The 22,574-nt window shown below is 75.6% G+C and carries 24 protein-coding genes; 8 read left to right on the forward strand and 16 right to left on the reverse strand.

The window, feature by feature from the left end; all coding sequences use genetic code 11:
• Window positions 1-9: 9 nt before the first annotated feature.
• Complete coding sequence (locus O2W53_RS20475) at window positions 10-1,503, forward strand: phytoene desaturase family protein (protein WP_269164907.1); 1,494 nt, start codon at window positions 10-12, stop codon at window positions 1,501-1,503.
• 35 nt (window positions 1,504-1,538) lie between these two features.
• Here the strand turns inward: O2W53_RS20475 and O2W53_RS20480 are convergent, their stop codons facing one another.
• Both O2W53_RS20480 and O2W53_RS20485 read right to left on the reverse strand, forming a co-directional pair.
• Complete coding sequence (locus tag O2W53_RS20480) at window positions 1,539-2,552, reverse strand: lipase family alpha/beta hydrolase (RefSeq protein ID WP_269164908.1); 1,014 nt, start codon at window positions 2,550-2,552, stop codon at window positions 1,539-1,541.
• Between the two features lie 119 nt (window positions 2,553-2,671).
• Entirely contained in the window at window positions 2,672-3,424 is a 753-nt protein-coding gene (locus O2W53_RS20485; RefSeq protein ID WP_269164909.1) for a CPBP family intramembrane glutamic endopeptidase, read from the reverse strand.
• Between the two features lie 116 nt (window positions 3,425-3,540).
• On the opposite strand from O2W53_RS20485, the gene O2W53_RS20490 reads away from it, so the two are divergent.
• Both O2W53_RS20490 and O2W53_RS20495 read left to right on the forward strand, forming a co-directional pair.
• Window positions 3,541-5,718 carry a beta-glucosidase family protein gene (locus tag O2W53_RS20490; protein ID WP_269164910.1) on the forward strand — a complete coding sequence of 726 codons (2,178 nt, stop codon included), beginning with the start codon at window positions 3,541-3,543 and terminating at the stop codon, window positions 5,716-5,718.
• Window positions 5,719-5,720: 2 nt separating this feature from the next.
• On the forward strand, window positions 5,721-6,323 hold the full coding sequence (locus O2W53_RS20495; protein WP_269164911.1) for a TetR/AcrR family transcriptional regulator: 603 nt from the start codon (window positions 5,721-5,723) through the stop codon (window positions 6,321-6,323).
• 77 nt (window positions 6,324-6,400) lie between these two features.
• Here the strand turns inward: O2W53_RS20495 and O2W53_RS20500 are convergent, their stop codons facing one another.
• Together O2W53_RS20500 and O2W53_RS20505 are read right to left on the reverse strand one after the other, a co-directional pair.
• The gene (locus tag O2W53_RS20500; protein ID WP_269164912.1) at window positions 6,401-7,282 is read right to left on the reverse strand and encodes an ABC transporter permease; all 882 of its coding nucleotides are present in this window, start codon (window positions 7,280-7,282) and stop codon (window positions 6,401-6,403) included.
• Window positions 7,279-8,205 (reverse strand): ABC transporter ATP-binding protein, encoded by a 927-nt coding sequence (locus O2W53_RS20505; protein WP_269164913.1) that lies wholly within the window; start codon window positions 8,203-8,205, stop codon window positions 7,279-7,281. The genes O2W53_RS20500 and O2W53_RS20505 overlap by 4 nt, the downstream gene beginning before the upstream one ends.
• A 218-nt stretch (window positions 8,206-8,423) precedes the next feature.
• On the opposite strand from O2W53_RS20505, the gene O2W53_RS20510 reads away from it, so the two are divergent.
• Together O2W53_RS20510 and O2W53_RS20515 are read left to right on the forward strand one after the other, a co-directional pair.
• The gene (locus O2W53_RS20510; protein WP_269164914.1) at window positions 8,424-9,080 is read left to right on the forward strand and encodes an SRPBCC domain-containing protein; all 657 of its coding nucleotides are present in this window, start codon (window positions 8,424-8,426) and stop codon (window positions 9,078-9,080) included.
• On the forward strand, window positions 9,077-9,481 hold the full coding sequence (locus tag O2W53_RS20515) for an ArsR/SmtB family transcription factor (protein WP_269164915.1): 405 nt from the start codon (window positions 9,077-9,079) through the stop codon (window positions 9,479-9,481). Before O2W53_RS20510 ends, O2W53_RS20515 begins: the two co-directional genes overlap by 4 nt.
• Window positions 9,482-9,771: 290 nt before the next feature.
• On the opposite strand, the gene O2W53_RS20520 is transcribed toward O2W53_RS20515, so the two are convergent.
• From O2W53_RS20520 to O2W53_RS20555, 8 genes are all read right to left on the reverse strand, one after another.
• Entirely contained in the window at window positions 9,772-11,286 is a 1,515-nt protein-coding gene (locus tag O2W53_RS20520) for a hypothetical protein (protein WP_269164916.1), read from the reverse strand.
• 6 nt (window positions 11,287-11,292) lie between these two features.
• Window positions 11,293-11,466 (reverse strand): antitoxin, encoded by a 174-nt coding sequence (locus tag O2W53_RS20525; protein WP_269164917.1) that lies wholly within the window; start codon window positions 11,464-11,466, stop codon window positions 11,293-11,295.
• A gap of 80 nt (window positions 11,467-11,546) precedes the next feature.
• The gene (locus tag O2W53_RS20530; RefSeq protein WP_269164918.1) at window positions 11,547-13,079 is read right to left on the reverse strand and encodes a leucyl aminopeptidase family protein; all 1,533 of its coding nucleotides are present in this window, start codon (window positions 13,077-13,079) and stop codon (window positions 11,547-11,549) included.
• 89 nt (window positions 13,080-13,168) lie between these two features.
• Window positions 13,169-13,336 carry a DUF3117 domain-containing protein gene (locus O2W53_RS20535; protein ID WP_064972432.1) on the reverse strand — a complete coding sequence of 56 codons (168 nt, stop codon included), beginning with the start codon at window positions 13,334-13,336 and terminating at the stop codon, window positions 13,169-13,171.
• Window positions 13,337-13,452: 116 nt separating this feature from the next.
• Complete coding sequence (locus O2W53_RS20540; RefSeq protein WP_269164919.1) at window positions 13,453-14,016, reverse strand: DNA-3-methyladenine glycosylase I; 564 nt, start codon at window positions 14,014-14,016, stop codon at window positions 13,453-13,455.
• 26 nt (window positions 14,017-14,042) lie between these two features.
• Window positions 14,043-14,951, reverse strand: coding sequence for a DMT family transporter (locus tag O2W53_RS20545; protein WP_269164920.1), 909 nt, complete (start codon window positions 14,949-14,951; stop codon window positions 14,043-14,045).
• A gap of 96 nt (window positions 14,952-15,047) precedes the next feature.
• Entirely contained in the window at window positions 15,048-16,409 is a 1,362-nt protein-coding gene (locus tag O2W53_RS20550) for a hypothetical protein (protein WP_269164921.1), read from the reverse strand.
• Window positions 16,406-17,119 (reverse strand): ABC transporter ATP-binding protein, encoded by a 714-nt coding sequence (locus O2W53_RS20555; protein ID WP_269164922.1) that lies wholly within the window; start codon window positions 17,117-17,119, stop codon window positions 16,406-16,408. Before O2W53_RS20555 ends, O2W53_RS20550 begins: the two co-directional genes overlap by 4 nt.
• A 155-nt stretch (window positions 17,120-17,274) precedes the next feature.
• On the opposite strand from O2W53_RS20555, the gene O2W53_RS20560 reads away from it, so the two are divergent.
• Together O2W53_RS20560 and O2W53_RS20565 are read left to right on the forward strand one after the other, a co-directional pair.
• Window positions 17,275-17,751, forward strand: a complete 477-nt coding sequence (locus O2W53_RS20560) for a DUF2243 domain-containing protein (protein WP_269164923.1) — start codon at window positions 17,275-17,277, stop codon at window positions 17,749-17,751.
• On the forward strand, window positions 17,748-18,494 hold the full coding sequence (locus O2W53_RS20565) for a cytochrome c oxidase assembly protein (RefSeq protein ID WP_269164924.1): 747 nt from the start codon (window positions 17,748-17,750) through the stop codon (window positions 18,492-18,494). Before O2W53_RS20560 ends, O2W53_RS20565 begins: the two co-directional genes overlap by 4 nt.
• Before the next feature lie 11 nt (window positions 18,495-18,505).
• Here the strand turns inward: O2W53_RS20565 and O2W53_RS20570 are convergent, their stop codons facing one another.
• From O2W53_RS20570 to dapE, 4 genes are read right to left on the reverse strand one after another with little or no spacing between them, the layout of a single operon-like run.
• Window positions 18,506-18,976, reverse strand: a complete 471-nt coding sequence (locus O2W53_RS20570) for an SRPBCC family protein (RefSeq protein WP_269164925.1) — start codon at window positions 18,974-18,976, stop codon at window positions 18,506-18,508.
• On the reverse strand, window positions 18,969-19,361 hold the full coding sequence (locus tag O2W53_RS20575; RefSeq protein WP_164701177.1) for a DivIVA domain-containing protein: 393 nt from the start codon (window positions 19,359-19,361) through the stop codon (window positions 18,969-18,971). The genes O2W53_RS20570 and O2W53_RS20575 overlap by 8 nt, the downstream gene beginning before the upstream one ends.
• 2 nt (window positions 19,362-19,363) lie before the next feature.
• Window positions 19,364-20,212: a TIGR00730 family Rossman fold protein gene (locus tag O2W53_RS20580; RefSeq protein WP_269164926.1), complete on the reverse strand. Its 849-nt coding sequence runs from the start codon at window positions 20,210-20,212 to the stop codon at window positions 19,364-19,366.
• Window positions 20,209-21,339 carry a succinyl-diaminopimelate desuccinylase gene (gene dapE, locus O2W53_RS20585; protein ID WP_269164927.1) on the reverse strand — a complete coding sequence of 377 codons (1,131 nt, stop codon included), beginning with the start codon at window positions 21,337-21,339 and terminating at the stop codon, window positions 20,209-20,211. Before dapE ends, O2W53_RS20580 begins: the two co-directional genes overlap by 4 nt.
• Window positions 21,340-21,451: 112 nt before the next feature.
• Here dapE and dapD point away from each other — a divergent pair, with 112 nt between their 5' ends.
• Window positions 21,452-22,435 carry a 2,3,4,5-tetrahydropyridine-2,6-dicarboxylate N-succinyltransferase gene (gene dapD / locus O2W53_RS20590; protein WP_269164928.1) on the forward strand — a complete coding sequence of 328 codons (984 nt, stop codon included), beginning with the start codon at window positions 21,452-21,454 and terminating at the stop codon, window positions 22,433-22,435.
• Window positions 22,436-22,574: the final 139 nt, after the last annotated feature.

Genomic DNA, 22,574 nt, shown 5'->3' on the forward strand with positions numbered 1-22,574 from the left:
GTGAGGGGCGTGGCCCGGGTCGTCGTCGTCGGCGCCGGGCTCGGGGGTCTCGCCGCCGCCGCCCGGCTGGCCGCGACCGGCCACGCGGTGACCGTGCTGGAGCAGGCGCCGCAGGTCGGCGGCAAGCTCGGCTGGTACGCCCGCGACGGCCACGGCTTCGACACCGGTCCCAGCCTGGTCACCCTGCCGCAGGTGCTCGAGGACCTCTTCGCCGCGACCGGCGCACCACTGTCGGAGGTGCTGCCGTTGCAGCGGCTCGACCCGGCAGTGGCCTACCGGTTCGCCGACGGGACGACGACGGCGCTGCCCGGGCACCGCGACGACATCCCGGCCCGGCTCGACGCCGACCTCGGCCCCGGCAGCGGTGCGCAGTGGACGGCGCTGCTGACCCGCGCCGAGGCGATGTGGCGGGCCACCGAGCAGCCGTTCCTGCGCACCCCGCTGGCCGGTGCGGCCACCCTGGCCCGGCTGGCCCGCAACACCGCCGACGTGCGCACGGTCGCGCCCGGCCGCACGCTGCGCGGCCTGGGCCACCGGTACCTGACCGACCCGCGGCTGCGGATGCTGCTGGACCGGTACGCGACCTACTCCGGCTCGGACCCCCGGCGGGCACCCGCCGCGCTGCTCACCGTCCCCTACGCCGAGCAGGCCTTCGGTTCCTGGTACGTCCCCGGCGGACTGCGCCGGCTGCCCGAGGCGGTGGCCGCGCGCGCGGTCGAGCGAGGAGCGGTCGTGCGCACCGGCGCCGCGGTCACCGAGGTGCTGGTGGCGGCGGGCCGGGCGGCCGGGGTGCGGCTGGCCGACGGCGAGGTGGTGCCGGCCGACGTCGTCGTCTGCAACGCCGACGCGATGAGCCTCTACGGCAGCCTGCTGCCGCCGCAGGCGCCGGTACGGCGGGCCCGCGCCGCGCTGCGGCGGGTGACGCCGTCGTCCTCGGGGTTCGTGCTGCTGCTCGCGCTCCGCGGCCGCACGCCCGGGCTGGCGCACCACACCGTCCTCTTCCCCACCGACTACGACGCCGAGTTCGACGCCCTGTTCGGCCGGCGCGGGCCCAGCCGGCCGGTGGCCGATCCGACCGTCTACGTGAGCGCCCCTGACGACCCGGCCACCCGACCCGACGCCGACAGCGAGTCGTGGTTCGTGCTGGTCAACGCACCGCGGCACGAGCCCGGCACCGGCGTCGACTGGACCGCCCCCGGGCTGACCGACCGCTACGCCGACCAGGTGCTGGCGACGATGGCCGCCCGCGGGCTCGACGTGCGCGACCGGGTCCGCTGGCGGGTGGTGCGCACCCCGGCCGACCTGGAGCGCGAGACCGCCAGCCCCGGCGGCTCGATCTACGGCACGTCCAGCAACGGGGCCCGGGCGGCCTTCCTGCGGCCGGCCAACGCGGCCGGCCTCCCGGGCCTGTTCCTGGTCGGCGGCTCGGCGCACCCCGGCGGTGGGCTCCCGCTGGTCACCCTCTCCGCGGAGATCGTCGCCGGGCTCATCGGCCCGGCCTGACCCAGCGGCGGTCTGACCCGGCGCCGGGCGGGCACTCAGCGCCGGGCGAACACGTACGGCTGCAGTGCGGGCTCAGCCGGGACGTCAGCGGCGTCCCCCTTCCCGTCCGTGGCGTAGGCGACGAACGCGGCGTGGTCGGTGGCGAAGGTCGCCGGGTCGACGCCGGGCTGGAAGACCTGCAGGCAGGTGCTCACCGGGACGCGGGCGCGCACCGCCGGGCCGTCGTGGGTCAGCGCGTCGATCGCGATCGCGTAGCCCACCGGGTCGTAGCTGCCGATCGCGAAGTGGTCGGCAGCGTTGGCCGGGCAGACGTCCTGGGTGGCGATGTTCGAGATCCACCCCTCACCGGTCCGCAGCACCGAGCTCGCGGTGGGCCCGGCGTTCGGGACGACGACCTCGTCGGCCCGGGTGTAGGCGACCGTGTAGGAGACGCCGTCGAAGGTCTCCGCGCCGCTGTTGAGCGCGGCGGTGAACGCGGAGATCGACCGCTGCTGCCAGTTCGCCGGTGTACAGGTGGTCTGGCAGGCGAGGTCAGCGACCGTCGTCCCGTGATTGGAGGGGCTCAACCCGACCAGGTCGTCCACCATCGCCCGGGTGTCCGGCCAGAACCGCAGCGCCCAGCGTCCGATCATGCCGCCCTGGCTCCAGCCGACCACGTCGACGCGCTGGCCGGCCTGCTTGCTCACCGTGCGGACCGCAGAGACCACGTGCTCGGCGGCCACCTGGATGTCGCCGGTGGCGTCGTCCGGCAGGGTCACCGCACACCAGCGCCAGCCCAGGCGGTCGAACGCCCGCTCGTAGTTCCAGGCGAAGCCGACCGCGGGGTCCATCGTGGTGCCGGGCAGCAGCAGCACCGGCGCCCGCCCGCCCTTGGTGACCGGGCCGTTGCAGTGCAGCGAGGCGGCCAGCTGCGCCGCCGGGACAGCGAGTGCGGGGCCGCGCTGGTCCAGGTCCGCGTACCCACCGGCCACCGGGGCCGCCGCCGCCGTTCCCTGGCCGGCCAGCAGCACCACCACCGCACAGACCAGCACCGTCCAGCACCTGCGCATCGACGACTCCCGTCCTCCGGGCCGGCTCCGTCGCCGCCCCGCCCAGCCGATGATGCGGGAGGGACGACCGGACGGCACCGCGAGTCCTGGCCGCCGCGGGCTCGGGGCCGGAGCCCTGGTCAGCCGGTGCGGGCCGGGTCCGGGACCCGCCCCGGTCTCCGGTCGAGCAGCCGCAGCAGCCACCAGCCGTAGCCGATCAGCACCAGGATGATCGACACCTGGACGACGTCGGGCAACGCTCCCGGGCTCCGGATGCTGGCGACGTTCACCCACGCGTGCAGCACCACCAGCGGCCAGAGCGTGCCGACGTGCCAGCGCAGCGCCGCCAGGCAGAACCCGAAGGCGGCGGTGTTGACCACCTGGAAGGCGATCTCGTCCGGCGCCCGCCCGAACCAGAGCCCGCTCATCAGGTGCCCGAGACCGAACAGCACTCCCACCAGGACGGCCGCGCGGGCGAGGCCCAGCGGGCTCAGCAGCCGCTGCACCAGCCCCCGGCTGAGCGACTCCTCGGCCAGCCCGACCGCCAGCATGGTGACCGCGACGCCGGCCAGCACCGTCGCCGACCCCGCCAGCCCGTCGACGAGGTGCAGCAGCCCCTCGCCCAGCAGCGGCAGCAGCAGCCACCACGAGCGGTCCGGCCACCGCCAGGCCAGCCCGGTCTCGCGCCACCAGCCGAGCCAGCCGATCAGGGCGAGCGTGAGACCGGCGAGCACGACGTTGACCACCGCCGCCCCCAGGTCGGGGAACCACCCCGGCTGCAACGGCGGCAGCAGGTCCTCGACGGCGAACAGCACCAGGTGCCAGACCACCGTGGCCCCGGCGGCGAGGGTCAGCGGCCGCCGGCGGGCGAGGTCGAGCACACGCTGGCGCACGAGCGGCAGCCTCCCGTGCCCGACGTCCCGCCGTCCAGACCCCTCCCCGCCCCCGGCTGAGTGCGCGGCGACTAGGGTCCGCGCTACCTACAAGTCACTAGGTAAGCGAGGACGCCGTGAGCCCCGACGCTCAGCACACCCCCTCCGACCAGGCCACTGCCTTCGGCCAGGCCACTGCCTTCGGCCAGGCCGTCGCCGCGGTCCGCGGCGGGGCCAACGTCCAGCAGCAGGCCGCGGACCTGTTCGAGGAGCTCACCCCGGACGAGCGGCTCGGCCTGCTCGACGGCGACTGGGGGTTCTGGGACGGCTTCCTGGCCATGCTCACCGGCGGCTACAACACCGTGCCGATCCCGCACGGCGCCGTCCCCCGCCTGGGCGTCCCCGGCACCCAGTTCGTCGACGGGCCGCGCGGCTGCGTCTCGGGCAACGGCACGGCCTTCCCCGTCTCGATGGCCCGCGGTGCCACCTGGGACCCCGAGCTCGAGGAGCGGGTGGGGCAAGTGATCGGCCGCGAGGTGCGCGCCGTCGGCGGCAACTTCTTCGGCGGCGTCTGCATCAACCTGCTGCGCCACCCGGCCTGGGGCCGGGCCCAGGAGACCTACGGCGACGACCCGTTCCACCTGGGCGAGATGGGCGCGGCGCTGGTCCGCGGCACCCAGCGGTACGTGATGGCGTGCGCCAAGCACTACGCCCTGAACTCGATGGAGAACGCCCGGTTCACCGTCGACGTCACCATCGACGAGGCCACGCTGCAGGACGTCTACCTGCCGCACTTCAAGCGCACCGTCGACGAGGGCGTCGCCGCGATCATGAGCGCCTACAACTCGGTCAACGGCGAGTGGGCCGGGCAGAACCGGCACCTGCTCACCGAGGTGCTGCGCGACCAGTGGGGCTGGGACGGGATCACCGTCAGCGACTTCATCTGGGGCCTGCGCGACGCCGGCGCCTCGCTGGAGGCCGGGCTGGACCTGGAGGAGCCCTTCCGCCAGCAGCGCGCCCAGGCGCTGACCGCTGAGAGCGTGGACGGGGAGCTGGTCGCGCGGTCCGGCGTCCGGATGATCGCGGCGATGCTGCGCTCCTACGCCACCCGCGAGGACGGCGTCTTCGGCCCCGGGCTGATGGCCGACGACGACGCCCGCGCGCTGGCCCGCGAGGTCGCCGCCCGCGCCATGGTGCTGCTGCGCAACGAGCCGGTCGGCGGCGCCCCGGTGCTGCCGCTGGACCCCACGGCGGTGTCGTCGATCGCGGTCATCGGCCGGCTGGCGACCGAGGTCAACCAGGGCGACCACGGCTCCTCCGACGTCCGCCCACCCAGCAGCACCACCCCGCTGGAGGGCATCACCGCGGCCTTCCCGGGCGCCCGCATCACCCTGGTCGCCGACGACGACCCGGCGGCCGCTGCCGAGGCGGCACGGCAGGCCGACGTGGCGATCGTGATCGCCGGCTTCACCGCCGAGGACGAGGGCGAGTACGTCGGCTCGGACACCATGAGCGACCCCGACCTGCTGGCGCTCTACCCGCCGCGGCCGGACGGCGTCCGGGCCACCGGGGACGAGGTGGTGATGACCGCCGGTGAGGGGTTCGGTGGTGACCGCGACTCGCTGCGGCTGCGCCCGGAGCACGAGGAGGTCATCCGGGCGACGGCGGCGGCCAACCCGCGCACCGTCGTCGCGATGGTCGCCGCCGGCCCGGTGCTCACCGAGGCCTGGCGACACGAGGTCCCGGCCGTGCTGCTGCAGTGGTACGCCGGCATGGAGGGCGGCCCGGCGCTGGGCGACGTGCTGACCGGCGCCGCCGAGCCGGCCGGCCGGCTGCCGTTCAGCGTGCCGACCAGCGAGGAGCACCTGCCGTCCTTCGACCGGGACGCCACCGCCATCACCTACGACCGGTGGCACGGCCAGCGGCTGCTGGACCGCCTCGGCGTCGAGGCCGCGTACCCGCACGGGTTCGGGCTGTCCTACACGTCGTTCGCCCTCGGCGACGTGACCGCCGACGGGTCGCGGGTCACCGCGACGGTGACCAACACCGGCGACCGCGACGGCCGACACGTGGTGCAGGTCTACGGCCGCACCCGCACCGGCGGCTACCCGGGCGAGCGGATGCTGGTCGGCTTCCGCAGCGTCGCCGTCCCCGCCGGGCAGTCGGTGACCGTCGAGGTGCCGGTGAGCCTGCTGGCGCTGGCCCGCTGGGACGACGACCGGCGTGAGCGGGTGCTGCCTGCGGCCACCGACGTCGAGCTGCAGGTCGGCGCGCACGCCACCGACCCCCGAGCGGTCACCCTGCGACTGGCCTGACGGTGCGCGAGGTCAGGCCCCGCGGTGCCGGCAGCCGGTGGACACCGGAGCAGCGCCGCCGCCAGATCCTGGACGAGGCGACCCGGATCGTCGGGCAACGGGGCTACTACGGGTTCAGTGTGGCCGCCGTGGCCGAGGCGTGCGGGTTGACCGTCGCCGGCCTGCTGCACCACGTCGGCTCCAAGGACGGACTGCTGGTGGCGCTGCTGCAGGACCGGGACCGCCGTGACGCCGCCGCGGTCGCCGGGGAGCTCGGCGCCGGCCTGGCCGACCTGGACGGCTCGTCGGTGGCCGAGACGCAGGCGGTGCTGCGTGCGGTCGTCGTCCGGAACACCACGCAGCCGGAGATCGTCCGGCTGTACTCGATGCTGCGCACCGAGTCGCTGTTCGAGGGCCATCCCGCACACGGGTACTTCCGCGACCGGGACGCCCGGGTGCTGGCCACCTTCGCCCGACTGCTCACCGGGCACGTCGAGCACCCCGGCTCCACCGCCCGCCAGCTGCTGGCCGTGATGGGCGGCCTGGAGGAACAGTGGCTGCGGGCGCCGGACGAGGTGGACCTGGTGCGCGAGTGGGACCGCGCCGTCGCCCGGCTGTTCCCCTGAACGCGGCGGTACCCGGGGCCTCGCAGAGGCTCCGGGTACTGCCGTCGCCCCCCGCGCGGGGGGCGACGGGGGTCCTCTCAGGCGTCGCGGCGGCGGAGGACGAGGTAGCCGGCGGCGAGGACCGCCAGCGCCTCCGCCGCGAAGACCGCGAACCCGGTCCACGGCGCGAGGACGGCGCCGCCGGTGAAGGGCACCACCTGGGCGACCGCGCCGCCGGCGTTGCCGGGCATCAGCTTGGCCACCCACTCGCCCCAGGTGCCGGGCAGCGCGTAGGCCAGGTTCCCGACGATCAGCACCAGGGCGATGCCCACGGTCAGCGCCGCGCCGGTGTTCCGGATGAGGAAGCCGGCGCCGAGGGCGAGCACGCCCAGGCCGGTGAGGTAGAGCCCGTTGCCGAACAGGGCACGCAGCACCCCGTCGTCGGACAGCGCCAGGCCCACGCCCTCCCGGTCGAGGAACCAGTTGCCACCCAGGTAGCCCACGAACGCGGTGACGACACCGGCGACGAACAGCACCCCGGTGAGGACCAGCGCCTTCGCCGCCACCACCCGGCCGCGGCGGGGCACCGCCGTCACCGTCGCCCGGATCATCCCGGTGCCGTACTCGCTGGTGACCACCAGCGTGCCCAGCGCGATGGCGGTGAGCTGGGAGAACAGCAGTCCCCAGGTGATGAAGGACGCCGGGGACTCCCCCGTGTCGCCGGCGGCGAGGTCCGCGGCCACCGCCCAGCAGATCAGCGTGGTGAGACCGGCGCCGAGCAGGAAGAGCAGGCCCAGCGACCAGCGGGTGGAGCGGACGGTCCAGAACTTGACCCACTCCGCGTTCAGCACCTGCGCGAAGCCGGGCTGCCGGACGCCGGGCACGTGCCGGTTCGGGTCGAGCCGCACCACGTCGGCGGCGGACGAGGAGCCGTTCCCGGGTCGGGCTGCAGCGGTGCTCACGGTCGGGGTGGCGCTCATCGCACGGCTCCTGCGGTCTCGGCCGGGTGGGTGGCGTACTCGACGCTGTCGGCGGTCAGGGTCATGAAGGCGTCCTCCAGTGAGGACTGGACGAGAGCGAGCTCGTGGACGTACAGCCCGGCGCCGCCGAGCAGCTCACCGATCTCGGCGGCGTTCCGGCCGCGCACCCGCAGCTCGTCGTCGACCCGGTCGACGTCCAGGCCGTTGTTGCGCAGCAGCGCCTCGGCGTCGCCCATCCGTGGGCTGCGCAGCCGAACGTAGGAGGACGCGTGCTCGGTGATGAAGTCGGCCATCGAGCAGTCGGCCAGCATCCGGCCGCGGCCGACGACGATCAGGTGGTCGGCGGTGAGCGCCATCTCCGACATCAGGTGGCTGGAGACCAGCACGGTGCGCCCCTGCCCGGCGAGCTCCCGGGCGAGGTTGCGCACCCAGCGGATGCCCTCCGGGTCCAGGCCGTTGACCGGCTCGTCCAGGACGACGACCGGCGGCTCGCCCAGCAGCGCCACTGCGATGCCCAGCCGCTGGCCCATGCCGAGGGAGAAGCGCCCCACCCGCTGGTCGGCGACGGCCTCCAGCCCGACCAGGTCGAGCACTGCGTCGATCCGGGTGCGCGGGATGCCGTTGCTGGCGGCCAGCCAGCGCAGGTGGTCGCGAGCGCTGCGGCCCGGGTGCAGGGCCCGCGCCTCCAGCAGCGCACCGACCTCCCGCAGCGGCGCCGGCGAGGCTGCGTAGGACCGGCCGTTCACGGTCACGCTGCCCGACGTGGGGCGGTCCAGCCCCAGGATCATCCGCATCGTCGTGGACTTGCCGGCCCCGTTCGGGCCGAGGAAGCCGGTCACCCGGCCGGGCTCGACGGTGAAGCTCAGGTGGTCGACGGCGGTCTTGGGGCCGTAGGTCTTGGTGAGTCCCCGGGCGACGATCACAGTGTCCCTCCGAGGTGGGCGGAAGAGGTGGTGTCCATGCCGACGAGCCTGTCGGCGAGGGGCTCCCGGGAACATCGGGGAGCGCCCTGAACCGACCCTGAGCCGCCCCTGACCTGCGTCCCTGAGCGGCCCCTGAGCAGCGGTGCCGCACGGCCTTGTCCAACTCCGGCCCCAGGGCTACGGTCCTTCTATAAGTTCCCACTTATGAGGAGGGGCTCATGACCATCACCGACGCCGCCGCATCCGCCGGGCTGGTGACCCGAGAGGTCCGCACCGGCTCCCGCGGGGGCACACCCACCCGGATCGCGGTCGCCCGCCGCACCTACCCGACCGACCGGCCCGACCTCTGGGCCGCCGTGACCGACCAGGATCGGCTCCCCCGCTGGTTCCTGCCGGTCAGCGGTGACCTGCGCGTCGGCGGCCGCTACCAGCTCGAGGGCAACGCCGGTGGCACCGTCGAGCACTGCGTGGCGCCGGAGACCTTCTCGGTCACCTGGGAGTACGGGCCGATGGTGTCCTGGCTGCAGGTCCGGTTGACCCCGGCTGCCACCGGCACCGAGCTGGAGCTGCTGCACGAGGCTCCGGTCGAGCCCGAGATGTGGGAGCAGTTCGGCCCGGGCGCGGTGGGCGTCGGCTGGGACCTCGGCCTGATGGGGCTGGGCCTGCACCTGGACAGCGGCGCCGCGGTCGACCCGGCCGAGGCGTTGGCGTTCCCCCTCACGCCGGAGGGGCGGGAGTTCGTCCGGCGGGCGGCGACCGGCTGGGCCGACGCGGCGGTCGCCGACGGCGACGAACGGGGCCGGGCGCACGAGGCGGCGGCCCGTACGGTCGACTTCTACACCACCCCGCCCGAGGACGCCCCAGGAGCTCAGTGACCCGAGCAGCAGCGACCGGAGCATTCGAGGCGCTGGGCGACCCCGTCCGGCGGCACGTCCTGGAACTGCTCGCCGCAGGCGAGCGGCCGGCCGGTGAGATCGTCGTGGCCCTGCAGGCCCGTGCACCCATCTCCCAGCCCGGCGTCTCGCAGCACCTCCGGGTGCTGCGGGACGCCGGGCTGGTCACGGTGCGCGCCGAGGGGCCTCGACGGTTCTACGCACTCGACCCGGACGGCCTGGACGCCGCCCGCGCGTGGCTGGCCGAGCTCGTCGACCCGCTGGCGCAGTTCGCCCAGCCGCTGGACGCGCTGGCCACCGAGGTGGCTCGAGGCCGGCGGACCCGCCCGACGACGACCGGGCAGCCGGACCGCCCCGCGGCCGACCGTCGACGCCCTGCCTGACCGGATGAGCGTGGTGACCAGCGCCCGGCGGGCGTCGGCGTACCGCACGTGCGGTGCGCACAGCCGGCCGGGAGGTGGCATCCCGGGCCACCGGGTCAGCTCCCGGCGACTGCGCCGACGACCAACCAGCTGAGCAGGAACGCCCAGCCACCGTTCAGCCGACGAGCTCCCGGGCGTGGCACCGGAATGCCGGGGAACGGACCGGACAACAGCAGGAACGCCAAGCTGCCGATCGGGGGCCAGCTCAGCCAGGACCAGGCCCAGCCGTCAGCGGGACGACAGCGGCCGGATCAACCGCGCGCGGCGCCCAGGCCGAGCACCGCCGCCAGGCCCAGCGCGCTGCGCGGCGCGTACGGGGTGCGCCACAGCCCGCCGTGCGCGGCGGCGTGTGCCTCGTCCTGCCACGGGTGCTGCTGCGCGGGCCCGCCACCGGTGTGCAGGTCGTGCACGAGCAGCGCCGCCATCAGCACGTTCGACGTCGCCGGCTCGAACACCTCCACGCCGAAGCGGTGCGCCCCGGCGTAGGCAGCGGCCAGCGCGCGGTTCTTGACCACCGAGCGGGTCCGGGTGGGCGGGGCGACGTTCATCGACACCGTGCTGCCCGCCGCCCGGGCCACCGAGGCACGCCACCGCTGCAGCCGCTTGGCCAGCGCGTAGTTCGGCCCCTGCTGCGGCACCAGGCTGTCGGCGATGCCCGGGTCGGTGCCCGGGACGTACGCCCGGCGCAGCAGCCGCCCGGCCGAGAGCGTGCGCAGCGGCCGGCCCACCAGCTTCGCCGTCCGCGGCCGGGAGGCGTAGGCGGCGACGGAGTGGTCGACCGCCTCGCCGGGCACCGCGAAGACGTCGGTCGGGGTGGCCAGGAACGCCAGCGCCAGCTCGGGGCGGGCGTCGGTCAGCCGCCGGGTGAGCGCGTCGACGGCGGTGGAGACCCGGACGTTGGTCGCACCGTCGGCGTAGACGTAGTTGCCGAGCACCGGGGAGCTGGGCAGGGCCGCGAGCCAGTCGGCGACCTCGGGCACCTCGGTGATCAGGTCGGCGCCGGCCGCGTCGTCGTCGGCGACCGGCAGCAGCAGCGCGCCCGCGCCCCGCTGGGCGGTGTCGCGCACCCGCTGCCACAGCGGCGGCCGGGGCAGGTCTACGGCGGCGACCCGGGCTCCCCAGCGCAGCAGCGCGGTCAGCGGCCCCATCTCCGCGCCGGCACCCAGCACCGCGACCGTGCGGTCGGGGAGCGCCAGCCACTCGGGGTGGTCGGCCACGGTGCGCACCGCAGCGGCGCAGGTCGGCTCGATCACCCCGGCGTCGACCCAGGCGACCAGCCGGCGGTGCAGGTCGTCACCGCGCAGCCGGGCGCCGCGATAGGGCAACGACAGCTCGCGCTCGGGCTCGGCGTCCCCGGTCACCTCGACGGTGCGCAGCCGGCGAGCGGCCGGCGCGGTCTGCAGCGCGCCGAGGTCGGTCTCGCCGTCCGGCCCGGCCACCCGCATCCGGGCGTGCAGCGAGTCCAGCCCCGCACCGGCGATCTGCAGCGCCGCGTCGGGGGAGCTCAGTCCCGCCTCCACCGTGCGGCGCAGGTGGGGCAGGTAGCCGGCCCGCCAGTTGGTCTCCTGCTCAGCTGCCCGCGCCCCGGTCGGGTCGACCGGCCGCAGCGCGTCGGCGATGACCGCCCGGCCGAGCGTGGCGGTGCTGCGCCGGCCGTCGGGCCCGGCTGGGAAGACGACTCCGCGCTGTTCCTCGGTTACGGACCGATCCTGCCCGACCCGGCCCGCCGGTGACGGCTGGGGCGCTCGGGCCCCAGCCGCCGACACCGTCGGTTACTGGTTGCCGATCTTGCCGTCGGCGGCGTCCCGGCCCTTGTCGATCTGGGCGTCGTGCGTGCCACCGGTCTTCTTGTCCGCGAACTGCTCGCCCTTGTCCAGGCCCTTGTCGCTGATCTGCTCGCCCTTGTCGCTGTCCAGCGCGCCCTTGGCCTTGTCCATCATGCTCATGGCTGGTCCCCTCGGATCCGGTCGCGCCCGACGGCGCGGCTCGTCCCGGCCAGTGCCCAACGAGCGGTGGCGGCAACCGCTCAGTCGCGCACGACCGGTTCCGGCAGGTCGGCCGGTGCGCCGGCCTCCAGCCAGTGCAGCAGCGTGCGGACGGCGAACCCCGAGCCGCCCTTCACCACCTCGGCGTCGTCCCGGCCGGCGCGTGCCGGGCCGGCGATGTCCAGGTGCGCCCACGGCAGGCCCCCGGCGAAGGGCTGCAGGAACAGCGCCGCCGTGGTCGACCCGGGGTCGCCCGGGGCGTTGTTCGCATCGGCCACCGGGGAGTCGAGCTGCGCGCGCAGGTGCCCGACGTGCTCCTCGGTCAGCGGCATCCGCCAGAACGCCTCGCCGGCGTGCCCGCCGGCGGTGAGCAAGGCGTCGGCCAGGCCGTCGGCGGTCGCGTACAGCCCGGCCGTGCGGGCCCCCAGCGCCGTCCGCATCGCCCCGGTGAGCGTGGCGACGTCGACCAGCACGGTCGCTCCCAGCGCCAGCCGGGCGTGTGCCAGCGCGTCGGCGAGCACCAGCCGGCCCTCGGCGTCGGTGTTGCGCACCTCGGTGGTACGGCCGCCCACGTGCCGCACGACGTCGGCCGGCCGGTAGGCAGCACCGGAGACGGCGTTCTCGCAGAGCGCGACGACGGCGGTGACGGCACCCGGGAGCTGCAGCCGGGCCGCGGCGTCGACGGCGGCGAGGACCGCGGCGGCGCCGGCCATGTCGGTCTTCATCTCCCGCATGCCCGCGTTCTTCTTGATCGAGATGCCGCCGGTGTCGAAGGTGATGCCCTTGCCGACCAGCACCGGGTGCGCCTGACCGGCCCCGTGCGGTCGGTAGGTGGCGATCACCACCCGCGGTGGCGAGGCCGATCCCCCGCCGACGGCGAGCACGCCGCCGAAGCTTCCGGCCCGCAGCTCGTCGGGCCCCAGCACGGTGACCGTCACGCCGTCGACCGCGCCGAGCCGCCCGAGCGCCTGGTCGGCGAGCCAGGCCGGGTCCTTGGTGCTGCTGGGCGTGTTGACCAGGTCGCGGGCCCACACCACCGACTCGGCAGCGACCCGGCCGGCGAGCTCACCGGCGGCCACCGCCGGGTCGTCGGCACCGGCGGCCACCACGAGCACCTCGGCGAGCCTCGGCGGGTGCGGGGTGGAGGTGTCCCGGAAGCGGTAGCCGGCCAGCAGCGCCGTCTCGACCGCGGTCCGCACCTCGTCGGCCCCGGCCGGGGCGACGCCGGTGTCCACCGGCAGGACGAGCCGGCGGGCGCCGGACTCGGCGAGCGTCTGCGCCCGCCGGACGGCGACCGCCACGTAGGAGCGCAGGTGCGGCAGCGTCGCCTCGCCCACCCCGACCGCCAGCACGCTGCGCGGGCGGCGGCTCTCCAGCGGCACGTTGGTGATCCCGCCGGGCTTGCCGCCGTTGCCGGTGTCGGCCAGGGCCGCAGCGAGGAACTCCGGGTCGACCGGCGGCTGGGCAGCCGCGGTGAGCCAGTCGGGCAGCGAGCCCTTCGCACCGACCGGCACGGCCAGGACGTCGTCGGGACCCAGCACCGGCAGCGCCGGGACGACCTCGACCCGCGGCAACGGCGCGGCCCCGGTCGCCGGCGTGCTGCCGACGGCCGGGGCCGCGTCGTCTGTCGCGGGGCTGCCCGGGGGCAGACTCGCGTCGGTGTTCAGCTGATCGCGCCCTTCAGGGCCTCGGAGAGGGCGCTCGCCTCGTCGGGGGACAGCTCGACGACCAGCCGGCCGCCACCCTCCAGCGGGACGCGCATGACCAGGCCGCGGCCCTCCTTGGTGACCTCGAGGGGACCTTCACCCGTACGCGGCTTCATGGCCGCCATGCGTGCCTCCTTCACCGGCCACCCACAGCCCGGTTGGACCGTGGTGTGGCGACTGTTCGTGCAGAGCTGTGCGGTCCATGATCCCGTATCCCCGGCCATCGACCAACCCGGACCCCTCAGTCCGGGTGCGTCGCCCCCGCCCGGAAGCAGGTCGCGACGTGGTCGTCGACCATCCCGGTGGCCTGCATCAGGGCGTAGGAGGTGGTCGGTCCGACGAAGGAGAACCCCCGCCGCTTCAGCTCCTTGGCCAGCGCAACCGACTCCGGGCTGGTCGCCGGGACGTCGGCGAGGGCCTGTGGCCGCGGACGCGGCGCGGTCGGGGCGAAGGACCACAACAGGGCCGACAACCCCTCCGGCAGGTCGAGCGCAGCCCGGGCGTTGCGCACCGCGGCCGTCACCTTGGCGCGGTTGCGGACGATCGCCGCATCGGCCATCAGCCGCTCCACGTCGTCGTCGGTGAAGGCGGCCACCGCCTGGATCGAGAACCCGGCGAACGCGGCCCGGAAGGCGGGGCGCTTGCGCAGGATGGTGATCCAGGCCAGGCCCGACTGGAAGGCCTCCAGGGTGACCCGCTCGAACAACGCGTCGTCGCCGTGCAGCGGCACCCCCCACTCCTCGTCGTGGTAGCGGACGTACTCGGGCGCACTCGTCGCCCAGCCGCACCGCTCGACCACGGCCACCTCCACAGAGTCCGGCGTCCGGCCGGTCACGGGACGGCGGTGTCGAGGTCGTCGAACTCCGACCGCGCGGTGCGGACCGGGCTGCGCCGGGTGGCCAGCACGCAGCCGAGGAGCACCAGCGGCAGCCCGAGCGCCAGGCCCAGGGTGAACGGCTCGTCGAGCACCAGGACGCCCAGCAGGACGGCGACCGCCGGGTTGACGAAGGTGATCACCAGCGCCCGCTGCGGGCCGGCCTCCCGGATCAGCGCGAAGAACAGCGCGAGGGCCAGCGCGGTGCAGACCGTGCCCAGCGCCAGGAGCGCCAGCCAGGGCCGCGTCGGTGCCTCGACGGCGTCGCCGAGCCGGGGCACCGCGAACGGCGCGTAGACCAGCGCGGTGAACGGCAGCGCGAAGGACGCCGCCGTCACGCCCGGCACGTCGGGCAGCTTGTGGCTGATCACGATCGGGGCGACGGCGTAGCCGATCACCACCAGCGCGACCGCCCCGATCGCGCTGAGCTGGGCCCCGCCGACGTCCAGGCCCAGCAGGGCGACGATGCCCACCACCCCGATCAGCATCCCGACCACCCGCAGCGGGGAGAGCCGGTCCTCGTCCCCGGCGACCAGGGCCGCCACCGCGGCCACGAACGGCACCGCCGCGACGAGCAGCCCGGTCAGCGAGCTGGACAGCGACTGCTCGGCGTACGGCAACAGCAGCCAGGGGCCGGTCATCTCCAGCACGGTGAACAGCAGCAGGGCCCGCCAGTGCCGGCGCAGCGCCGTGCCCAGGTGCCCCCGGGCGAGGGTCCACGGCACGAGCAGCGCCGCGCCGATCGCGCAGCGCAGGAAGACCACCACGACCGGGGAGAAGTCCTCAACCGCCACCTTGATCAGCAGGTACGGCAGGCCCCAGATGAGCGACATCGCCACGAACAGCGCCCAGCCCCGCCGACTCATCCTCGTCCCCCAGCCGCCGCCGTCACCGGGTCATCATGGCTCCCCGGTACGACGGATCCCGACGGCGGCGGCCCCAGAGCCGCAGGCCGCTCCCGGTCAGGCCGGGACCGCCGCCCCGGCGGCCCGGTCGACCATCCGCCGGCTGGCCGCCGTGCCGCCGAGCACCAGCGCGCAGCCGGCCACCACGGAGCCGAGGAAGAGCACCACCCCGATCGGCTCGCCGGCCAGCACGTCGATGAACGGGGTGATCAGCGCCAGCGCCGTGACGCTCGCGCCGCCCACGCAGACCGTCAGCGGGATCCAGGTCTCCCGCATCCGGGCCGCGTGCAGGGTGGCCACCTCGGTGCCGGCCAGGTGCAGGGCGCGGTACTCCCCGGCGTGGTCGAGCACCCGGCCGGCCTGGGTGACCCCGGTGGAGACCGCGGCCAGCAGCGACGCGATCACCAGCGTGAGCGCCGTCCCGGTCGCGATGTCGACACCGAGGTGGTCCTGCTCCGCGCCGGTGGCCGCCAGGCCCGGGCTGACGCTCAGCACGCCGGCGACGAAGGCCACCAGGGTCACCCCGCCCACGCTGCGCCAGGCGGCCTTCGGGTCGTCGGCGATCCGCCGGCCGGCCAGGAGGGTGGGCACGGTCCGCGCCCGCCGGGCGACCACCCGGCCCAGCACCGAGATCAGCCACGGGCCGACCAGGTTGAAGACCCACATCGCGCCGGCCAGCGTCCCGACCAGGATGGCCAGCAGCACGACCGCCCCCACGTGGAGCAGCCCGTTGGCGGCGAGCAGGAACACCCCGACCAGCACGAACAGCGGCAGCAGCCGGGTCCAGGACAACGGCTTCACGCCGGTGCGCGCGGCCACGCCCAGCGGCGTGACCGCCACCCGCCGCAGCGCCGCGAGCGCGGAGACCAGGGCCACCAGCGGCACCGCCGGCAGGGCGAGCGCCCCCCAGGAGCCGACCCACAGCTCGCCCACCCCGAAGGCCCGGCCCTGGAAGTGCAGCAGCGCCACCAGCGGCAGGGTCGCCCCGTAGAGCGCCGCACCGGCCAGCGCGCCGGCGACCGCCTGGGCCAGCGCGTCGGCGACCGCCATCCCCGCCACCTGCCCGGTGGTGGCCCCGGCCAGCCGCAGCGCCGCCATCCGGGCGTTGCGCCGGGCGACGGCCAGCCGGGCTGCCGCACCGCCGAGGGTGATCAGCGGGACCAGGATCAGCGCTGCCGCGACCACCGCCAGGACGACGTACACCTCCCCCATGCCGAGGACCCACACCTCCCCCGTGCTCGAGGACTCGGGGCCGGTCCACTCGCCGGCGGCGCGGCCGACGAACGCCCGGAGCCCGCCGAGGGTGGTCAGCAGCGCCCAGGTCACCGCGGCGAAGGCCAGCACCGCCAGGCCGGTGGTGAGCCGGTCGGGCCCCTGCCGCCGGGCCAGCGCCCACCACAGCCGCAGCGACGCCCTCATCGGAGGGCCCCGTCCGGCGCCGCGACCGGGGTGCGGCGGTCGTCGACCAGCCGGCCGTCGCCCATCGTGACCGCCCGCCCGCACCAGGCCGCCACGCCCGGGTCGTGGGTGACGACCACCAGGGCGGCCCCGGCAGCCGAGGTGGCGCTCACCAGCAGGCCCATCACCTCCTGGCCGGTGGTCGCGTCCAGCGCGCCGGTCGGCTCGTCGGCGAAGACCACGCCCGGCTCGGTGACCAGGGCGCGGGCGATCGCCACCCGTTGGCCCTGGCCGCCGGAGAGCTCACCGGGCCGACGCTGCTCGAGGCCGGCCAGCCCGAGGTGCGCCAGCCAGCGCGCCGCCCGCTCGGTCGCCGTCCGCCGATCGACCCCGGCCAGCATCAGCGGCAGCGCGGCGTTCTCCACCGCGGGCAGCTCCGGCAGCAGCTGGCCGGACTGGAAGACGAAGCCGAAGTCGGTGCGGCGCAGCACCGTCCGCTTCGCGTCGGACAGCTGGGTCAGGTCCTGCCCGCGCCAGCTCACCGACCCGCTGGTCGGCGCCACGATGCCGGCCAGGCAGTGCAGCAGCGTGGTCTTCCCCGACCCCGACGGCCCCATCACGGCCAGGGACTCCGCGTACACGTCGAGGTCGACGCCGGCGAGGGCGTGCGCCGCGACGGCGCCGTCGCCATAGGTCATCCGGAGGTCATGGGCAGCGAGGATCGCGGTCATGGCCCCAGCGTGGGCGCTCCCCCACCCCGTCCGCGTCGTCCCGGGGGTGGAACTCCGGCGGCCTGGTCCACCCGGGGTCGTACGACCGGCGGGTTTCCCCGGTCGGCCCGGCGGGCAGCGAGCGGGCACGTGCCGAACCGACGACGGAGGCCCGCGTGACAGCAGCCGATCCCGGGCGGCCCGACCGTCGGCGGCTGCTCGTCTCCGGCCTGCTGTTCGGTCTCGGCGCCGCGGGTGCGGTCGACGAGATCGTCTTCCACCAGCTGCTGCACTGGCACCACTTCTACGACCGGGCCAGCGGAGCCGCGGGCCTGGTCTCCGACGGGCTGCTGCACGCCGCCACCTGGTCGGCGACCGTGGCCGGCCTGGCACTGCTCGCCGACGTCCGCCGGCGACGGTCGTTCGCCGCGGGCGCCTGGTGGGGCGCGGTGCTGGTGGGCGCCGGGGCGTTCCAGGTCTGGGACGGCGTCGTCCACCACAAGCTGCTGCGGCTGCACCAGGTCCGCTACGGCGTCGACCTCACCGGTTACGACGCGGCCTGGATCGGCGCCGGTGCCCTGGTGCTGCTGGCCGGTGTGCTGCTGCTCCGGCGGGCCCGCACCCGCAGCGCCCCGGGAGCCCCGGCACCGTGAACCAGGCCGTGTGGACCCTCGTGCTGGTACCGGCCGCGCTCTACCTGGCCGGGGTCGCCCGCTCGCGCTCCCCGTGGCCGGCGGGCCGGACGGCGGCCTGGCTGGCCGGGCTGGGCTGCCTGGCCGTCGCGCTCACCGGGCCACTCGCCACGAGCCACGGCGACCTGCGCGCGCACATGGCCGCCCACCTGCTGCTGGGGATGGTCGCCCCGGTGCTGCTCGTGCTCGCCCGCCCCTCGACCCTGCTGCTGCGCGCCCTCCCTGCGCCCGCCGCCCGGCGGGTCAGCCGGGCGCTGCGCACGGCACCGGCGCGGGTGCTCACCGACCCGTTCGTGGCCACCGGGCTGAACGCCGCCGGGCTCTGGCTGCTCTACGGCACCGGCCTGCTGACGGCGATGCTGCACTCGCCGGGGCTGCACCTGCTGGTCTCGGTGCACGTGCTGCTCACCGGCTGGCTGGCCACGGCCGCCGTCCTGGCCCTCGACCCGATCGGGCACCGCCGCGGCGTGGTCGCCCGCGCGGTGGCGCTGGCGGCGGGAGCAGCCGCCCACGACGTGCTGGCCAAGGCGCTGTACGCAGCCCCGCCGGCCGGGGTCACCGGAGCCGAGGCCGGCGCCCAGCTGATGTACCACGGCGGCACGGTCGTGCACGTGCTGGTGGCCGCCCTGCTGTGGCGGCAGTGGTACCGGTCGCGGGCGACGGTCCGGGACGCCGAACGCGCCGCCCTCCCCGCACCGGCCTGAGCGCAGCCCCGTCAGGCGGGGTGGGCCTGCGCGTAGGCGGCGAAGCGGCGCAGCGACAGCCGGACCCCGGCGGCCATCACCGGGCGCACCAGCGGCCAGCCGGCCCGGCCCAGCGCGCCCAGCGGGAGGTCCAGCCCCTCGGTCCAGACGAACGTCGACCCGCCGTCGTCCCGCGGCCGCACCTCGAAGGTGCCGGTGCCGCGCACCACCCGCCCGGTGTGCCGCACGTCGACCCGGCGGGGCGGCTCCCAGCCGGTGATCAGCATGGTGTCCAGCACCCCCAACCGGCGGCCCCCGAGGGGACCGGGCAGCCGGACGCCGGTGGTGGCCGCGAGCTCCCCACCCACGCCCTGCCCGTCGCGGGCGCCGGCCCGCACGTCGGTGAGCAGCATCCACTCACCCTGCCGGTCCCAGTCGACCAGCGCCGCCCACACCTGCTCCGGTGGTGCGTCCACCTCGACCTGCTCCACCAGTTCAGGCATCGGCCCGCCTCTCCTCGTCACTCCCGGGGCCGTCCTCCAGGACGGGGAGGCCTCCGGGGTCGGTGTCTCGCTGGTCGACCGGACGCTGGACGCCCGGCAGCTGTGCCCGCAGGGCCGCGATCTCCGCGTCCCGGTCGTCCAGCACCGAGGCCAACTGGTCCAGCAGCCAGTCGACCTCGGTCATCCGGTACCCGCGCACGGCCACCGAGATGCGCAGCGCCCGGACGTCGTCGGCGACCACCGCCCGCCCCTCGGGCAGCTGCACCGGGGAGCGCTCGGGCTCGGCCGGGGGCTGCGTCTCGCCCCGGCCGAGCAGCAGCGAGGCGCCGAGGAACAGCAGCCCGCCGACCAGCAGCAGGCTGACGACGAAGACGAGTCCGGCCATGCTCAGTCGTCGACCGGGGCCGAGCCGGGAACGGGAGCGGGGTCGGGGACCGCCTCCCCGGGGGGCGGCTCCGACTCGTGCTCACCGCGAGTGGCGTCCGCGGCCTGGATGATCGCGACCGCCTCGGCGACGTCGTCGGTGACGTGCAGCAGGTCGAGGTCCGCCGGGCTCACCGTCCCCTGCGCCACCATCGTCTGCCGGATCCAGTCGACCAGCCCGGACCAGTACTCGCTGCCGAACAGGATCACCGGGAACCGGGTCACCTTGCGGGTCTGCACCAGGGTGAGCGCCTCGAACAGCTCGTCGAGCGTGCCGAAACCGCCGGGCAGGATGACGAACGCCTGGGCGTACTTGACGAACATCGTCTTGCGCACGAAGAAGTAGCGGAACAGCACGCCGACGTCGACCCACTCGTTGAGCTCCTGCTCGAACGGCAGCTCGATGCCCAGCCCGACCGACGTGCCCCCCGCGTCGCAGGCGCCCTTGTTCGCCGCCTCCATCGCGCCCGGGCCGCCGCCGGTGATCACCGCGTAGCCGGCGTCGGCCAGCGCTGCGCCCAGCTGCACCCCGGTGGCGTAGTACGCGGAGTCCCGCGGGGTGCGGGCGCTGCCGAAGACGCTCACCGCGCGCGGCAGGTCGGCCAGCAGGCCGAAGCCCTCGACGAACTCGGCCTGGATCCGGAGGACGCGCCACGGGTCGGTGTGCACCCAGTCGCTGCTGCCGCGGCGGTCCAGCAGGCGCTGGTCGGTCGTCGTCCCGGCGTTCTGCGGGTCGGGCTCGCCGCCGCGCAGGGTGATCGGCCCGCGGTGTCGGATCGGCCGCCGCCGGGCACCGTCGTCGGTCTGGCTCATGCGTCACTCCCGCTCAGGTAGGCGATCAAGGCGTCCTCGGCCGGCTGCAACCGGTCGACCCGGACGTGCTCCTCGACGGTGTGGGCCAGGTTCGGGTCACCCGGGCCGTAGTTCACCGCCGGGATGCCGAACGCGGCGAAGCGGGCCACGTCGGTCCAGCCCAGCTTCGCCCGGGCCGGCTGCCCGACCGCGGCGACGAACGCCGCGGCGGCCGGCTCCGACAGGCCGGGCAGCGCGCCGCCGGAGGTGTCGGTGAGCTCCAGGGTGACCCCGGCGGCCAGCGCGTCGGCGAAGACCTCGCGCACGTACGCCAGGGCCTGGTCCTCGTCCCGGTCCGGGGCGAACCGGAAGTTCACGGTCACCCGGCAGACGTCCGGGACGACGTTGCCGGCGACCCCGCCCTCGATCCGCACGGCGTTGAGCCCCTCGCGGTAGCGGAGACCGTCGATCTCGACCTCCCGCGCCGGGTGGGCGGCCAGGGTGGCGAGGATGCCGGCGGCGCCGTGCACGGCATTGACGCCGAGCCAGGAACGCGCGCTGTGCGCACGGGTGCCGGGCACCGTGAGGACGACGCGCAGCGTGCCCTGGCAGCCGCCCTCGACCACCCCGTCGGTGGGCTCCAGCAACACCGCCAGGTCGCCGTACAGCCAGCCGCGGCGCTCCCGGGCCACCCGGCCCAGGCCGTTGCGGACCGCCTCGACCTCCTCGTTGTCGTAGAAGACGAACGTGAGGTCGCGGGCCGGCTGCGCCCCGGGGACGCCGAACATCCCGGCCAGCCGCAGCATCACCGCGTCGCCGGCCTTCATGTCACTGGTGCCGCAGCCGTAGAGCCGTTCCTCGCCGTCGACGACCTCGACCCGGCTGGGCACGTTGTCCGCGATCGGCACGGTGTCCAGGTGCCCGGCGAGCACGATCCGGGTGGGCCGGTCCAGGTTCGTGCGGGCCAGCACGGTGTCCCCCACCCGCTCGACCTCCAGGCCGCCCAGCCCGCGCAGCGCCGCCTCGACGGCGTCGGCCAGTGGCCCCTCGGCGCCCGAGACCGAGGGGGCGTCGACCAGGGCCCGGGTCAGGGTGAGGACGTCGGCGCTCAGGTCGAGCGGGGGCAGCGGTTGGTCGGCAGGGCTCACGACCGCCGAGGGTAGTGAGGGAGGACCTGGTTGCCCCCCGCCCCTCGCTGACGCTCGCGTCGCGCCCCGGCAGCCGGGCCACGTTGCGGCGCCCTGGGTAGCCTGACTGCCCGTGACGACCGCTGCAGAGACCACCGGCGCGAACGGCGTCGGCATCGCCACCCTCACCTCCGACGGGACGGTGCTCGACACCTGGTTCCCGTCCCCGACGCTCAGCAGCGCCGACCAGGGCGAGAGCGGCACCCAGCCGATCGGGGTGCTGGAGCTGGAGGGGCTGCTCGGGCCCGACTTCTCCGGGCTGGTCCGCACCGACGAGGCCCGCGGCGTGCAGTCGGTCGCCGTCTCCACCACCATCGCCGACCTGTCCGCCCCGCCGGTCGACGCCCACGACGTCTACCTGCGCCTGCACCTGCTCTCCGCCCGGCTGGTGCAGCCGCACGGGGTCAACATGGACGGCGTCTTCGGGCTGCTGGCCAACGTGGCCTGGACCAGCGCGGGCCCGGTGCTCGCCACCGAGCTGGACGCGGCGCGCGCCCGGCTGCGCTCGGACGCCGGGCACCTGACCGTCTTCGGGGTCGACAAGTTCCCGCGGATGGTCGACTACGTCGTCCCCTCGGGGGTGCGGATCGCCGACGCCGACCGGGTGCGGCTGGGCGCGCACCTCGCCGAGGGCACCACGGTCATGCACGAGGGCTTCGTCAACTTCAACGCCGGCACGCTGGGCCCCTCGATGGTGGAGGGCCGGATCAGCGCGGGCGTCGTCGTCGGCGCCGACTCCGACGTCGGCGGCGGCGCCTCGATCATGGGCACCCTCTCCGGTGGCGGCAAGCAGGTCATCTCGATCGGCAAGGGCTGCCTGCTGGGCGCCAACGCGGGCATCGGCATCTCCCTCGGCGACGGCTGCGTGGTCGAGGCCGGCTGCTACGTCACCGCCGGGTCGAAGGTCGCGCTCCCCGACGGAACGACGATCAAGGCGGGCGAGCTCTCCGGTCGCGACGGCCTGCTGTTCCGCCGCAACTCCCTCAGCGGCGCGCTCGAGGCCCTGCCCCGCGACGGTGACTGGGGCGCCCTCAACGCCGCACTGCACGCCAACTGAGGCCGGGGGCCGCCGCGCGGGCCCCCGCCTTCCAGGTTCCTGACAGTTCGGCGACCTACGATCGGCGCGATGGTGAGCACCCCGGTCGCGGGCCGACGGCCCCCGCCGCGGGCCGCCCGCCCCGCGGCACGTCCGGCGC

The organism is Modestobacter sp. VKM Ac-2978, assembly GCF_026968025.1.
Lineage (GTDB): Bacteria > Actinomycetota > Actinomycetes > Mycobacteriales > Geodermatophilaceae > Modestobacter.

Coding starts and splice junctions, on each gene's coding strand:
- O2W53_RS20480 (WP_269164908.1), bottom strand. CDS start 2,552: ATGCGCAGGTGCTGGACGGTGCTGGTCTGTGCGGTGGTGGTGCTGCTG.
- O2W53_RS20500 (WP_269164912.1), bottom strand. CDS start 7,282: ATGAGCGCCACCCCGACCGTGAGCACCGCTGCAGCCCGACCCGGGAAC.
- O2W53_RS20510 (WP_269164914.1), top strand. CDS start 8,424: ATGACCATCACCGACGCCGCCGCATCCGCCGGGCTGGTGACCCGAGAG.
- O2W53_RS20525 (WP_269164917.1), bottom strand. CDS start 11,466: ATGAGCATGATGGACAAGGCCAAGGGCGCGCTGGACAGCGACAAGGGC.
- O2W53_RS20535 (WP_064972432.1), bottom strand. CDS start 13,336: ATGGCGGCCATGAAGCCGCGTACGGGTGAAGGTCCCCTCGAGGTCACC.
- O2W53_RS20545 (WP_269164920.1), bottom strand. CDS start 14,951: ATGAGTCGGCGGGGCTGGGCGCTGTTCGTGGCGATGTCGCTCATCTGG.
- O2W53_RS20550 (WP_269164921.1), bottom strand. CDS start 16,409: ATGAGGGCGTCGCTGCGGCTGTGGTGGGCGCTGGCCCGGCGGCAGGGG.
- O2W53_RS20555 (WP_269164922.1), bottom strand. CDS start 17,119: ATGACCGCGATCCTCGCTGCCCATGACCTCCGGATGACCTATGGCGAC.
- O2W53_RS20570 (WP_269164925.1), bottom strand. CDS start 18,976: ATGCCTGAACTGGTGGAGCAGGTCGAGGTGGACGCACCACCGGAGCAG.
- O2W53_RS20575 (WP_164701177.1), bottom strand. CDS start 19,361: ATGGCCGGACTCGTCTTCGTCGTCAGCCTGCTGCTGGTCGGCGGGCTG.
- O2W53_RS20580 (WP_269164926.1), bottom strand. CDS start 20,212: ATGAGCCAGACCGACGACGGTGCCCGGCGGCGGCCGATCCGACACCGC.